The organism is Nocardioides iriomotensis (assembly GCF_004168035.1).
Classification (GTDB): domain Bacteria; phylum Actinomycetota; class Actinomycetes; order Propionibacteriales; family Nocardioidaceae; genus Nocardioides_B; species Nocardioides_B iriomotensis.
The window spans coordinates 1-13534 of the sequence record NZ_SDPU01000022.1; the positions used below are offsets into that span (position 1 = coordinate 1).

Below are 13534 nucleotides of genomic sequence, written 5' to 3' on the forward strand. Positions count from 1 at the left end.
CGGGCGGCGCGCAGCAGGCCAATCTGAATTGAGAGCCGCGCCCTAGCCGAGGTGGCGGGCGGCGATCCGCTCGCCGAGCACCTCGAGCAGCCGGGCCGCGTCGCTCATGCAGGTCGCGGCGTCCGGCTCGACGTCGAGCAGGGCGTACGCCGCACCGATGCCGGCCGCCTCGAGCGCCTCGGTGTCGAGGAGCCGGCGGCCGCAGACCGCGACGACCGGGACGCCGTGCTTTCCGGACGCCTCGGCGACGCCGATCGGGGCCTTGCCGTGCAGGCTCTGCTCGTCGAGCGAGCCCTCACCGGTCACGACCAGGTCGTAGCCGCCGACGACGTCGCCGAATCCGAGCAGGTCGAGCATCAGCGTGATGCCGGGACAGAGCGTGGCCCCGAGCAGCGCGACGGCGGCGAAGCCCACCCCGCCCGCCGCGCCCGCCCCGGGGGTGTCGCGCCGGTCGGCGCCGGTGGCGTCGCCGACCAGGTCGGCCCAGCGGGTGAGCGCCGCGTCGAGCACCGGCACGTCGTCGGGGGTCAGGCCCTTCTGCGGGCCGTAGACGGCGGCGGCCCCGCGCGGGCCGGTGAGCGGGTTGTCGACGTCGCAGGCGACCACCAGCGTGGTCTCGCGCAGCGCGGGGTGCAGGTCGGTGAGGTCGAGCGCGTGCAGCCGGGCGAGGGCGGCGCCGCCGTCGGGCAGCACGCCGCCGTCCTCGTCGAGCAGCACGGCGCCGAGCGCGGACACCAGGCCGGCGCCGCCGTCGGTGCTCGCGCTGCCGCCGATGCCGACGACCACCTCGCGGCAACCGGCGTCGAGCGCCGCCGCCACCGCGTCGCCGAGCCCGCGGCTCGACGCGGTCAGGCCCTGCAGCGTCCCGCCGGGCAGCCGGGACAGTCCGCACGCGTCGGCCATCTCGACGACCGCCGTGTCGCCGCGCCGCGCGTACGCCGTACGCACGGGGTCGCCGGTCGGTCCGCTCACCACCACGTCGACGCGCTCGAACCCGTTGGCCAGCGCCGCGTCCAGCGTGCCGTCGCCACCGTCGGCGACGGGCAGCGCGCCCACCTCGGCGTCGGGCCGGTGCCGCCGTACCCCGGCCGCGACGGCCTCGGCGACCCCGAGCGCGGTGAGGGATCCCTTGAACTTGTCGGGGGCGACGAGCACGCGCGGCATGGGGAGATCCAAGCACGTACCCTTTTCGGGTTATGCCTCGCACGTACGAAGTCCGCACCTACGGGTGCCAGATGAACGTCCACGACTCCGAGCGCCTCACCGGTCTGCTGGAGGACGCCGGCTACGTCGCCGCACCCTCCGACGAGCAGGCCGATGTCGTCGTCCTCAACACCTGCGCGGTGCGCGAGAACGCCGACAACAAGCTCTACGGCAACCTCGGCCACCTCGCGCCGGTGAAGGCCAAGCGGCCCGGCATGCAGATCGCCGTCGGCGGCTGCCTCGCCCAGAAGGACCGCGGCGAGATCACCCGCAAGGCGCCGTGGGTGGACGTGGTGTTCGGCACCCACAACATCGGCTCGCTGCCGGTCCTGCTCGAGCGCGCGCGGGTGCAGGAGGAGGCGCAGGTCGAGATCCTCGAGTCGCTCGAGGTGTTCCCGTCGACGTTGCCGACCAAGCGCGAGTCGGCCTACGCCGCCTGGGTGAGCATCTCGGTCGGGTGCAACAACACCTGCACGTTCTGCATCGTGCCGTCGCTGCGCGGCAAGGAGAAGGACCGGCGGCCCGGCGACGTCCTCGCCGAGGTGCGCGCGCTGGTCGCCGAGGGAGTCAGCGAGGTCACGCTGCTCGGCCAGAACGTCAACACCTACGGCGTCGAGTTCGGCGACCGGCTCGCGTTCGGCAAGCTGCTGCGCGCGTGCGGCGAGATCGAGGGTCTGGAGCGGGTCCGCTTCACCAGCCCGCACCCCGCGGCGTTCACCGACGACGTGATCACCGCGATGGCCGAGACGCCCAACGTGATGCACCAGCTGCACATGCCGCTGCAGTCCGGCTCGGACAAGGTGCTCAAGGACATGCGGCGCTCCTACCGCCAGGAGCGCTACCTCGGGATCATCGAGCGGGTGCGGGCCGCGATGCCGGACGCGGCGATCACGACCGACATCATCGTGGGCTTCCCCGGCGAGACCGAGGAGGACTTCGAGCAGACGATGCACGTCGTGCGCGAGGCGCGCTTCCAGGGCGCGTTCACGTTCCAGTACTCCAAGCGTCCCGGCACCCCCGCCGCCGAGCTGGAGGAGCAGGTGCCGCGCGACGTCGTGCAGCACCGCTACGAGCGGCTCGTCGCGCTGGTCAACGAGATCGCCTGGCAGGAGAACCGCAAGCTCGAGGGCTCGGTCGTCGAGCTCATGGTCGCCGAGGGCGAGGGCCGCAAGGACGAGCAGACGCACCGGCTCTCCGGCCGCGCCCGCGACAACCGGCTGGTGCACTTCACGCCCGTCGACGCCTCCGGTGCGCCGGTCGACGTACGCCCGGGCGACATGGTCGAGGTCGAGGTCACCTACGGCGCCCCGCACCACCTGGTGTCCGACGCTCCGGTGCGGTCAGTGCGGCGTACCCGCTCCGGCGACGCCTGGGAGGCGCGCACGCTGGCGCCGGCCGCCGCGGGAGCCGGGAGCGCCGTGTCACTGGGCCTGCCCGCCATGGGCGTCCCGGCGCCGCTCCCGGACGCCCCGTCCTGCCGCTGAGCAGAGGACGGGGCGCGTCCGGGCGCGGGTCAGCCGGAGACGGCCTGCTTGAACGCCGTGGCGGCCTTGAACCCGGGCACGGTCGTCGCCGCGATCTGGATCGTCTCGCCGGTCTGCGGGTTGCGTCCCTCGCGGGCGCTCCGCTCGCGCGGCTCGAACGTGCCCAGCCCGGGGAGCTGGATCTTGTTCCCGGCGGCGACCTGCTCGGTCACCGTGCTGATGATCGCGCCCAGGGCGCGATCGGCCTCCGCCTTGCTGATGTCGGCAGCCTCGGCCACCGCTTCGACGATCTCGTCCTTCTTCATGGTTCTCCTTCTCATTTCTGGGTTGGTGATGCCGGTCTGGGGCGTACCCGATCGTCGCCGGGTGACTCCTGACGAGACGTCAGAAGCCGAAGCTGACGATCGGTTCCAGGGTGCCGTCGCGGAGGGCGGTGAGCACCGCGAGCTCGTGGGGTACGACGGGGTCAGGGAGGGCGTCGAGCGGGAACCAGCGCAGGTCGGCGCACTTGTCGGGCTCGACGATCCGCGGCTCGCCGGTCCAGGCGGTGCCGGCGAAGAAGTAGTCCACCCGCTCGTCGATGGGCAGCCCGGTGTTGTTGCTGCGCTGCATGGCGGTGAGCGGGGTCAGCGCCACGTCGGTGACGCCGACCTCCTCGAGCGCCTCGCGGCGGGCGGCCTCGTGCACGGACTCACCCTGCTCGACGTGGCCGGCGGCGGCGCAGGCCCAGTGGTCGTCCATGAAGCCGGTGCCGGAGCGCAGCTGGAGCAGCACCTCGCGACCCCCGCCCTCCGCACGGTCGCCGCCGTCGCGCAGGAAGACGACGTAGGCGGCGGGCACGACCGTGAAGCGCGAGTGCGGCATGCCGCGAGGCTACGAGGTCAGGCGTCGGCGTCGTCGTCCCGGGTCGGGCGGGGGTTGGCGGCGCGGATGTCGTCGTGCGAGCGCAGCGAGGCGGTGTGCTCCTCGACGTCCTGCTCCTGCCGGTGCACCTCGCCGCTGGGCTCCACCTGGTCGGGGTGCGTCTCGACCTCGCCGTCGGTGTGACCCCGGGCGGACCCGACGGTGCCGGTGCCCTCGACGCTGTCGCCCGGGAACGGGCCCGTGCGCTCGCTGCTGATGCCCATGTCGCCGGCGAGGCCCTGCTCGCTCTCGGCGCTGGGGTTGGCGGCGCGGCCGGGGGTCTCCTCGTCGTGGCTCTGGTCGGCACGGTCGCTCATACGTCCTCCTCGTCAGGGCCCTCGGCCGGCTCCTCGTCGTGCGGCGTGACCTCGGCCTCGCCGTCGAAGGAGTCGTACTCCGTGCCGGTGTCGTCGGAGACGACGTCGGGCTCGGGCTCGTGCTCGGGTGGGAACTCGGTCATCGTGCCCTCCTCACTGACTCACTCGCCGCCGGAGCCGTCCGACGGCTGGTCCAGGGACGTCGCGGCGTTCTCCTCCTGCTCCGGGTGCGGGTCGGCCGGCGCGTCCGGCGCCGGGGGAGCGGGGATCGTGGCGGGGCCCTCGGGGTTGCTGCTCGGCCGCACGTCGGGGTCGTCGGGCACGGGGTCCGGACGCGGACTCGGGTCGACCGCCCCGACGGGGTTCACGTCGGCGTCGGGCCGGTCCTGGCGCAGGGGACCGCCCGGGGGAGCCGGCGCGTCCAGGTCCCGGTGGTCGGCCCGGTCGGCATGGTCGTCGCGTGCTGCCATGACCGGCGCGTACCCCTCGCGCCGTGGGGAAAACGTCAGCGCGGCGCCTTGGGGTCCTTCGGGAAGTCGTCGTCCTTGCCGTCGAGGTTGTCGAGCGCGTCCTGCGCCTTCGCCCGGCCCTGCGCGATCTTGTCCTGGTGCTTGCCGCCGGTCTTCTTGTCGATCGCGTCGGCGGCCTTGTCCATGCCCTGGGCGATCTTGTCGCCGTGCTGGTCGACGGCCTTGGTCAGCTGCTGCTTGGCCTTGTCGAGGAAGCCCATCTGCTTGCCCCTTTCCGGTGCGTCGTACGGCGTTTGTCAGACTCTCGTCCATGATCGCCGACGGCTCAAGCGCGGTCGTCGCGGTGGTCGGCCCGACGGCGGCCGGCAAGACCGACCTGTCGCTCGACCTCGCCGAGACGCTGGGCGGCGAGGTGGTCAACACCGACTCGATGCAGGTCTACCGCGGCATGGACGTCGGTACGGCGAAGCTCCCGGAGGCCGAGCGCCGCGGCATCACCCACCACCTGCTCGACGTGCTCGACGTGACCGAGCCGGCGACGGTGGCGGAGTTCCAGGGCTGGGCGCGCGCCGTGGTCGACGACTGCCGCGGTCGTGGGGTCGTGCCCGTGCTGGTCGGCGGGTCCGCGCTCTACACGCGCGCCGTGCTCGACCGGTTCGAGTTCCCCGGCACCGACCCGACCGTGCGGGCGGCGCTGGAGATCCTGCTGGAGGTCGAGGGCGCCGAGGCGATGCACGCCCGGCTCGCGGCGGTCGACCCGGTCGCGGCGGCCGCGATCATCCCGACCAACGGCCGCCGGGTGGTGCGGGCGCTCGAGGTCGTGGAGATCACCGGCAAGCCGTTCAGTGCCACCCTCCCGCGGCTGGAGTACTTCTACGACCACGCCGTGCAGGTCGGCGTCGACATCCCGCGCGACGTCCTCGACGAGCGGATCGAGCGCCGCGTCCGGCACATGTGGGAGGCCGGCCTCGTCGACGAGGTGCGCCGGCTCGCCGGCGCCGGCCTGCGCCAGGGCCGCACCGCCCAGCGCGCGCTCGGCTACCAGCAGGTGCTGGCGTTCCTCGACGGCGAGATCAGCGAGGACGAGGCGTTCGAGCAGACGGTCGCCGGCACGCGGCGGTTCGCGCGCAAGCAGGACGCCTGGTTCCGCAAGGACCCGCGCATCACGTGGGTCCGCTGGGACGACCCCGACCGCGTCGCCCACGCGGTGTCCGCCGTACGGACGGTTGATTGATCCAACCTCCCAGGGGTAGGAACGCTTCAGGCTCTTACTCGGGAGGAAGCTCATGACCCCATCGGCCACTCGTGCCGCCCGGACCGCGGCACTCGCCGCGGCGACCGCACTGTCCGTCACCGCGGTCGCCGCCCTCGGCGGCGCGTCCGCAGCGGCACCGCAGCAGCGGGCGCCGCACTACTCCGTCAAGACCCCCACCAGCACCGGGTACGGCGGCGCCGTGACGTCCGTCGACCCGGAGGCCAGCAGGATCGGCATCCAGGTGCTCAAGCGCGGCGGCAACGCCGTCGACGCCGCCGTCGCCACGGCCGCCGCGCTCGGCGTCACCGAGCCCTACAGCGCCGGCGTCGGCGGGGGCGGCTACTTCGTCTACTACGACGCCGAGTCCGGCAAGGTCCGCACCATCGACGGTCGCGAGACCGCGCCGAAGGCGATGCCGAAGGACGCGTTCATCGACCCGGCGACCGGCGACCCCTACCCGTTCACCCCCGACCTGGTCACCAGCGGCGTCTCCGTCGGGGTGCCGGGCACGCCTGCCACCTGGGCGCGGGCCCTCAAGCGCTGGGGCACCCTCGACCTCGGCGGCGCGCTCGGTCCTGCGGCGAAGCTCGCCGACCGCGGCTTCGTCGTCGACCAGACGTTCCACGACCAGACCAAGGACAACCAGGAGCGCTTCGAGGCCTACACCACGACGCCGAAGCTGTTCCTGCCGAAGGGCAAGGCGCCCCGGGTCGGCTCGGTGTTCAAGAACCCCGACCTGGCCGCGACGTACCGGCTGCTCGGCAAGCGCGGCACCGACGCGTTCTACTCCGGGACGCTGGCCCGCGAGATCGCCGCGGCGGTGCGCAAGCCGCCCAAGAGCGACGACACCGACCTGCCCGTGCCGAAGGGCTTCATGAAGGTCTCCGACCTGCGCGGCTACGAGGCGCTGAACCAGAAGCCGACGAGGACGCGCTACCGCGGCCACCAGGTCTTCGGCATGGCGCCGTCGTCCTCCGGCGGCACCACCGTCGGCGAGGCGCTCAACATCATGGAGCGCTACGACCTGGCGTCGATGTCGCCGCAGGACGCGCTGCACCACTACCTCGAGGCGACCGCGCTGGCGTTCGCCGACCGGGCGAAGTACGTCGGTGACCCGGCCAAGGTCGACGTGCCGGTTAAGGACCTGCTCAACGACACGTTCGCGGTCGAGCGGGCCTGCAACATCAGCCCGACCAAGGCGATGACCAAGCCCGTCGCCGCCGGTGACGTGACGTCGTACGACGGGAAGTGCGGCACCGCCGGCCGCACCGCCGACGGCACCGCGCCCGACACCGAGAACGTCGAGACCACCAACCTCACCGTCACCGACAAGTGGGGCAACGTCGTGGAGTACACCCTCACCATCGAGCAGACCGGCGGCTCCGGGATGCTGGTGAAGGACCGTGGCTTCCTGCTCAACAACGAGCTCACGGACTTCTCGACCGTCTACGACAAGGCCGACCCCAACCGGATCCAGCCCGGCAAGCGGCCGCGCTCGTCGATGTCGCCCACCATCGTGCTGAAGGACGGCAAGCCCGTGCTCGCGCTCGGCAGCCCGGGCGGCTCGACGATCATCACGACCGTCACGCAGATGCTGTTCAACTACCTCGACCGCGGCATGAGCATCGAGGAGGCCATCGCGGCGCCGCGCGCCTCGCAGCGCAACACCGCGGCGGTGACGGCCGAGCCGGAGTTCATCGCGCTGTACGGCGACCTGCTCACGGCCTACGGCCACACCCTCGCGCCCTCGGGCGACGCCTTCACCAGCGCCGCCGAGATCGGGGCGGCCACCGCCGTCGAGTTCGGCAAGAAGAAGCAGCTCACCGCGGTCTCCGAGCCCACCCGCCGCGGCGGCGGCTCGGCCCTGGTCGTGTCGAAGCGGAAGTGAGTCGGTCTGCCATGGCCGGGGTCTAGGCTCCGGCCATGGCAGACACCGGCGCCCAGATCTCGGTCACGCGGCAGACGTCCATCGCGGCCAGTCCCGGGCGGGTCTTCGACCAGCTCCACGACTTCCACAACTGGCGCAACTGGTCGCCGTGGGAGGACCTCGACCCCGATCTCCAGCGGGAGTTCTCCGGCCCGGCCCACGGCCCCGGCGCGCACTACGCCTGGAAGGGCAACAAGAAGGCCGGTGAGGGGCACATGGAGGTGCTCGAGGCAGTCGACCCCGAGAAGGTCGCGGTGCGGGTGGCGTTCCTCAAGCCCTTCAAGTCGCAGAGCCTGTCGGTGTTCACGCTGACGCCCGAGGGGGAGGGCACCCACGTCGACTGGACGATGACCTTCCCCCGGACCCTGATGACCCGGGTGATGGGCGTGTTCACCAGCTTCGACAAGCTGGTCGGTCCCGACTTCGAGAAGGGCCTGGCCCGGCTCAAGGCGCACACGGAGGGCCGGCCCACCTGACCGGCCTCCCTAGACTGGGCACGTGGACGCGACCTTCCCGTTCGTCAAGGGACACGGCACGGAGAACGACTTCGTGCTGCTGCCCGACCCCGACGGCAGCGTCCACGGCGACCTCGACCCCGCGCTGGTCGCGCGCCTGTGCGACCGGCGCGCCGGCCTCGGCGCCGATGGCGTGCTGCGGGTGATCCGCACCGAGGCGTACGACGACCCGCACGCCGTCGCGGCGCGGGGGAGCGCCACGTGGTTCATGGACTACCGCAACGCCGACGGGTCGACGTCGGAGATGTGCGGCAACGGCATCCGGGTCTTCGCGCGCTACCTCGTCGACCACGAGGGCGTCGACCCGTCGCGGCCGATCCCGGTCGGCACGCGCACCGGCGTCCTGACCGTGACGCCCGACCCGTCCGGCGAGACGTTCACCGTCGACATGGGCGAGCCGCGGGTGCTCGGCGAGACCAAGGTGTCGGTCGGCCCGGCCGCCTGGCCGGCCACCCACGTGTCGATGGGCAACCCGCACGCCGTCGCGTTCGTCGACTCGCTCGACCCGGCCGGCGAGGTCGGCCCGCTCCACGACCCGCCCGCGCACGACCCCGCGGTCTACCCCGAGGGCGTCAACGTCGAGTTCGTCGTCCGTCGCGGCCGGCAGCACGTCGCGATGCGCGTGCACGAGCGCGGCTCCGGCGAGACCCGGTCGTGCGGCACCGGGGCCTGCGCGGTGATGGTCGCGACGGCCCTCGCCGACGGCGCCGAGCGGAATACGCCGTACCGCGTGGACGTTCCAGGAGGGACGCTGCACGTCACCTGGACGGACGCCGAGTCCGGCGGACGCGTGCTCATGACCGGCCCGGCCGTGCTGGTGGCCCGGGGAACGGTCCTTCGAAATTGGCTGGTCGACCCCACGACCGACGTGCGAACCTGAACGGACACATGACGAACGCACACCTTTCTTCCGCCCCTGAGCCCGAGGACTTCGACCTCGACGCCGAGCTCGCCGACACCGACGCCTGGGACGACGCCGACGACTTCCGGTCGGGCTACGCCGACGACGACCCCGAAGAGGTCGACGGCACGACCGGCGACTACGACCTGGCCGAGCGCCACGCGCTCCGCCGGGTCGCCGGCCTGTCCACCGAGCTCGAGGACATCACCGAGGTCGAGTACCGCCAGCTCCGCCTGGAGCGCGTGGTGCTCGTCGGCGTGTGGACCGACGGCTCGGTCGAGGACGCCGAGAACTCCATGGCCGAGCTCGCCCTGCTCGCCGAGACCGCGGGCTCCCAGGTGCTCGACGCGCTCTACCAGCGCCGGCAGAAGCCGGACCCCGCGACCTACATCGGCCGCGGCAAGGTCGACGGTCTCCGCGAGATCGTCCAGGCCACCGGCGCCGACACCGTCATCTGCGACGGTGAGCTCGCCCCCTCGCAGCTGAGGAACCTTGAGGACCGGGTCAAGGTCAAGGTCGTCGACCGCACCGCGCTGATCCTGGACATCTTCGCCCAGCACGCGAAGTCCAAGGAGGGCCAGGCGCAGGTCGAGCTGGCACAGCTCAGCTACATGAAGCAGCGACTGCGCGGCTGGGGTGGAAACCTCTCCCGCCAGGCCGGTGGCCGGGTGGGCTCGCAGGGCGGCGGCATCGGTGGCCGTGGCCCCGGTGAGACCAAGATCGAGACCGACCGGCGCCGGATCAACACCAAGATCGCCAAGCTCCGCCGCGAGCTCGCGCACATGCGCACCACCCGTGACACCAAGCGGTCGGGGCGCAAGCGGCACGAGATCCCGTCGGTCGCGATCGCCGGCTACACCAACGCCGGCAAGTCGTCGCTGCTCAACCGGCTGACGGATGCGGGCGTGCTCGTCGAGGACGCGCTCTTCGCGACGCTCGACCCGACGACCCGCCGCACCCAGACCGCCGACGGCCGCGTCTACACGATGTCCGACACGGTCGGCTTCGTGCGGCACCTGCCGCACCAGCTCGTGGAGGCGTTCCGCTCGACGCTCGAGGAGGTCGCCGACGCCGACCTGGTCCTGCACGTCGTCGACGGCTCCCACCCCGACCCGGAGGGCCAGCTCACCGCGGTGCGCGAGGTGTTCGCCGAGATCGGCGCCGACAAGGTGCCCGAGCTCGTCGTGATCAACAAGGCCGACGCGGCCGACCCGATGGTCGTCGCGCGGCTGCGTCAGCGCGAGCCGCACTCGGTCGTCGTGTCCGCCAAGACCGGCGAGGGCATCGCCGAGGCGCTCGCCCAGATCGAGGGCGAGCTGCCGCGTCCGGGCGTGGAGTTCGAGGCGCTGCTGCCCTACGAGCGCGGTGACCTGCTCAACCGGATCCACACCCAGGGCGAGGTCGACCACCTCGAGCACACCGGCGACGGCACCGTCGTGCGCGGTCGGGTCAACGAGTCGCTGGCCGGCGAGCTGGCGCCGTACCTCACCACGCACGCCTGAGCGTGACGTACGCCGACGCGCACGCCCGCGACCTGCCGGTGCCTCCCGAGGCTGCCTGGGAGGAGCTGGAGCACGTCGGCGGCGACCCGCGCTGGTGGACGCCGTACCTGCTCTGGCAGCTGCGCGGCCTCGCCGACCGCGCCGTCGGCGGGCACGGGCTGCGGATGGGGCGGTCGCACGGACCGCTCGGACCCGGCGACACCGTCGACTTCTGGACCGTCGAGTCGGTCGACTACCCGGCGCTGCGGCTGCGGGCGCTGACTCGGCTTCCCGGCACCGCCTACCTGGGCGTGACGGTCGAGCCGCACGGCGAGGGCACCCGGATGGTGCTGCGCTCGGAGTTCGATCCCGCGGGTCCGGTGGGGCACGCCTACTGGTGGTCGAACCTCGCGGCGCACCGCGTGGTCTTCTCGCTGCTCGCCGACCGCTGGGCGTCGCTGCTCAGCGAGTGAGGTAGCCGCGCACCGTCGTCCACGCCTCGTCCGGTGACGACGCGTCGGTGAGGTGCGGCCGGAACAGGTCGGACGCGAGGTCGAGCAGGCCGAGGGCCGTCCGCTCCAGGTTGCCGGTCGAGAACAGCGCGGTCAGCGCCATCCCCACCGCCGGCCAGGCCTGCTCCACGCGCCGAAACGGGTTGAGGTTGTCGCGCGTCTCGGGGTGCTCCGCCGGCACGTGCCGGGCCAGCAGCACCAGGAAGTACCGCAGGCCGAAGCGGTGCACGAAGTCGATCCCCGACATGCGCTCGCCGCGCCGGTGCCGCTGCACCCCCACGAGCAGCGCGGTGAGGAGCTGGCCCACGAGGTAGGCGTCGGACTCCTCGGGCGAGCCGGCCTTCGCGGTCGACTCCTCCCGGGCGGCGTCGACCCGGGCCTGCACGTCCGCACGGTCGAGCAGCACCCGGGCGCGGTTGATGCCCGCGAGCCGGATCTCGTCGGGCAGGAACACCGCGAACTCCATGAGGTGCCCGTCGTCGTACACGACCTTGACGCCGTGCGCCGTCTCGCGGAACACCAGCACCAGCCGCTCGCTCTCGGGCAGCCAGGTGACATCGCGGCGCAGCGCCTCCGCGGACTCCGGGTCGCGCGCGATCACGAAGAAGTCGTGGTCGGAGTACTCGTCCGGACCGCTCGCGAACGAGCCGACGGCCACGAGCCCGACCACGTCACGGCGTGCCGCCAGCGTGTCGACGAGCGCGTCGGCGAAGCGGATGTACGTCGGGCGGTCCATCGTGGAGTCCTCCGAATGGTGCGTCGGGCCGGTGCGGAAGCACTAGCATCCCGCCCGTGAGCGGGGTGGTGGCGCGCGGGGCGCAGGTGCTGGTCGCCGTGGCTGCGCTGGTGGCTCTCACGCTGCCTGCCCTGGCCGCGATGGTCGAGACCGAGCCCGGCACGTCGTACGACCCGGCGGTGATCGCCGACTTCCGCGCGGACCTCACCGTGGACGCGGACGGCACCCTGCGGGCGGTCGAGACGATCACGACGCGCATGCCCGCCGGCCGGCACGGCATCTTCCGCTACTGGGACCTCGCCGACGCCGGTGACGACAGCGTGCGGCTGGCCCCGCGCGACATCGAGATCACCCAGGACGGCGGTGACGCCGAGGTGGACATGTCGTGGGAGAAGGGCCGTCGCTTCCGGGTCGCCCGGATCGGTGACCCGGACCGGACGCTGACCCCGGGTGAGCACGTCTACACGATCGGCTACCGCATCGACGGCGCGCTCGCGGCGACCGGTGACGGCTCCGAGCTGCACTGGGACGTGTTCGCGCGGGCCTGGGAGATGGCCGCGGAACGCGTGCGGATCCGGGTCTCCCTGCCGGGCACGATCGGTGACGTCCGCTGCACCGTCGGGTACGGCGTGACCCGCGCGTGCGACGCGCGGGTGCGCGGCAACACGCTCACCGTCCGCGAGACCGGGCTCGACCCGCGCACCCCGATCACCGTCGTGGCGCCCGTCGCGGTCGCCCCGCCCGGGCGCGACACGCTGCCCTGGCCGATCGTGTGGGACGCCGTGCTCGGCCGCAGCGTCTGGGTGGCGGTCGTGCTGCTCGTGCTGTCGGGCGTCGGCCTGCTGCTCGGTGCCCGCGCCGCGTCCCGGGCCCGCGAGCCGAAGCCGGGGTTCCCGGTGATGTACGCGCCACCCGACGGGATCGGGCCCGTCCAGGCCGCCTACGTGGTCGACGAGGGCGTGCCCGGCGAGGCGCTGCAGGCGACGCTGCTGCACGCCGGCGAGCGGGGCCTGCTCCGGCTGGAGGCAGGGAGCGACGAGCACTGGACGATCGTGGGGACCGGCAAGCGGGCGCAGTGGCGCGACGTCGACCCGGTCACGCAGGCCGTCGGCGAGTCGCTCGGGATCGACCGCCCGGACAGCCGGTTCGACGCCGACGGGTCGGTGCCGAGCGGCCAGGCGCTGCAGTCCGCGCAGGGCACCATCGCGCCCGCCGCGCGGACGTGGGGCCTGGACTCCGGCACGTTCGCCCGCAGCGCGAGCGAGGGCCGGGCACGGCTCCTGGTGGTCGGGGCGTTCGTGCTCGCCGTGGTCGGCTTCTTCTTCACCCCGTTCGACATGTCCCTGCTCGGCCTGCCGTTCGCCGCCTTCGTCGTCGGTGGGGTGCCGCTGCTGGGCCGCGGGATCGGCATCCGCCGTACCCCCGAGGGGCGGGAGATGTGGTCGCGGGCGGGCGGCTTCCGGCGGATGCTCAGCACGCCGTCGAGCGTCGAGCGGTTCGACTTCAGTGGCCGCGAGAACCTCTACACCGCCTACGTCCCGTGGGCCGTCGCGTTCGGCTGCGCGGACGAGTGGGCCGAGAAGTACCGGGCCGAGACCGGTGCCGCCGCGGCCCTCGCCCCGGCGTACGTCTCCAGCGGGTACGGCGGCAGCCCCGACCTCGGCAGCGCCCTCGACAGCTTCGAGTCGAGCCTGTCGTCGTCCATCAGTGCCTACCAGGCCACGCAGAGCTCCTCGTCCTCCGGTGGAGGCGGCGGGGGAGGCGGCGGTGGCGGGGGAGGTGGCGGCGGCTCCTGGTGACCCGGGACCCGACGCCGTCCACGAACAACCG

Annotated in this window: 16 protein-coding genes; 8 read left to right on the top strand and 8 right to left on the bottom strand. The window is 72.9% G+C overall.

What is annotated here, in order from left to right:
• Positions 1-42: 42 nt before the first annotated feature.
• On the bottom strand, positions 43-1164 hold the full coding sequence (locus ETU37_RS10865) for a glycerate kinase (RefSeq protein WP_129987356.1): 1122 nt from the start codon (positions 1162-1164) through the stop codon (positions 43-45).
• Between the two features lie 32 nt (positions 1165-1196).
• Between ETU37_RS10865 and miaB the strand changes: the two genes are divergently transcribed.
• Positions 1197-2687 carry a tRNA (N6-isopentenyl adenosine(37)-C2)-methylthiotransferase MiaB gene (gene miaB / locus ETU37_RS10870; protein ID WP_129987357.1) on the top strand — a complete coding sequence of 497 codons (1491 nt, stop codon included), beginning with the start codon at positions 1197-1199 and terminating at the stop codon, positions 2685-2687.
• 29 nt (positions 2688-2716) lie between these two features.
• Here the strand turns inward: miaB and ETU37_RS10875 are convergent, their stop codons facing one another.
• From ETU37_RS10875 to ETU37_RS10895, 6 genes are all read right to left on the bottom strand, one after another.
• Complete coding sequence (locus ETU37_RS10875; protein ID WP_129987358.1) at positions 2717-2992, bottom strand: HU family DNA-binding protein; 276 nt, start codon at positions 2990-2992, stop codon at positions 2717-2719.
• 79 nt (positions 2993-3071) lie between these two features.
• The gene (locus ETU37_RS10880) at positions 3072-3551 is read right to left on the bottom strand and encodes an NUDIX hydrolase (protein ID WP_129987359.1); all 480 of its coding nucleotides are present in this window, start codon (positions 3549-3551) and stop codon (positions 3072-3074) included.
• Positions 3552-3568: 17 nt separating this feature from the next.
• A complete protein-coding gene (locus ETU37_RS10885; RefSeq protein WP_129987360.1) occupies positions 3569-3907 on the bottom strand; it encodes a hypothetical protein in 339 nt (112 codons plus the stop codon).
• Positions 3904-4050, bottom strand: a complete 147-nt coding sequence (locus ETU37_RS23170) for a hypothetical protein (protein WP_165372491.1) — start codon at positions 4048-4050, stop codon at positions 3904-3906. The genes ETU37_RS10885 and ETU37_RS23170 overlap by 4 nt, the downstream gene beginning before the upstream one ends.
• An 18-nt stretch (positions 4051-4068) precedes the next feature.
• The gene (locus ETU37_RS10890) at positions 4069-4377 is read right to left on the bottom strand and encodes a hypothetical protein (RefSeq protein ID WP_129987361.1); all 309 of its coding nucleotides are present in this window, start codon (positions 4375-4377) and stop codon (positions 4069-4071) included.
• Between the two features lie 35 nt (positions 4378-4412).
• Entirely contained in the window at positions 4413-4637 is a 225-nt protein-coding gene (locus ETU37_RS10895; protein WP_129987362.1) for an antitoxin, read from the bottom strand.
• 50 nt (positions 4638-4687) lie between these two features.
• On the opposite strand from ETU37_RS10895, the gene miaA reads away from it, so the two are divergent.
• The 6 genes from miaA to ETU37_RS10925 are packed head-to-tail and all read left to right on the top strand — an operon-like array spanning position 4688 to position 10929.
• Positions 4688-5611, top strand: a complete 924-nt coding sequence (miaA, locus tag ETU37_RS10900; protein WP_129987363.1) for a tRNA (adenosine(37)-N6)-dimethylallyltransferase MiaA — start codon at positions 4688-4690, stop codon at positions 5609-5611.
• A gap of 52 nt (positions 5612-5663) precedes the next feature.
• Entirely contained in the window at positions 5664-7520 is a 1857-nt protein-coding gene (gene ggt / locus ETU37_RS10905; RefSeq protein ID WP_129987364.1) for a gamma-glutamyltransferase, read from the top strand.
• Between the two features lie 35 nt (positions 7521-7555).
• The gene (locus tag ETU37_RS10910; protein ID WP_129987365.1) at positions 7556-8035 is read left to right on the top strand and encodes an SRPBCC family protein; all 480 of its coding nucleotides are present in this window, start codon (positions 7556-7558) and stop codon (positions 8033-8035) included.
• A 22-nt stretch (positions 8036-8057) separates the two neighbouring features.
• Entirely contained in the window at positions 8058-8954 is an 897-nt protein-coding gene (gene dapF / locus ETU37_RS10915) for a diaminopimelate epimerase (protein WP_129987366.1), read from the top strand.
• A gap of 8 nt (positions 8955-8962) precedes the next feature.
• Positions 8963-10477 (top strand): GTPase HflX, encoded by a 1515-nt coding sequence (gene hflX / locus ETU37_RS10920; RefSeq protein WP_129987367.1) that lies wholly within the window; start codon positions 8963-8965, stop codon positions 10475-10477.
• 2 nt (positions 10478-10479) lie between these two features.
• Positions 10480-10929: a DUF2867 domain-containing protein gene (locus ETU37_RS10925; protein WP_165372492.1), complete on the top strand. Its 450-nt coding sequence runs from the start codon at positions 10480-10482 to the stop codon at positions 10927-10929.
• On the opposite strand, the gene ETU37_RS10930 is transcribed toward ETU37_RS10925, so the two are convergent.
• On the bottom strand, positions 10919-11704 hold the full coding sequence (locus ETU37_RS10930; protein WP_129987369.1) for a hypothetical protein: 786 nt from the start codon (positions 11702-11704) through the stop codon (positions 10919-10921). The two genes, ETU37_RS10925 and ETU37_RS10930, sit on opposite strands and share 11 nt — an antisense overlap.
• A gap of 56 nt (positions 11705-11760) precedes the next feature.
• On the opposite strand from ETU37_RS10930, the gene ETU37_RS10935 reads away from it, so the two are divergent.
• Positions 11761-13503, top strand: coding sequence for a DUF2207 domain-containing protein (locus ETU37_RS10935; protein WP_206053873.1), 1743 nt, complete (start codon positions 11761-11763; stop codon positions 13501-13503).
• The last annotated feature ends 31 nt before the right edge of the window (positions 13504-13534 follow it).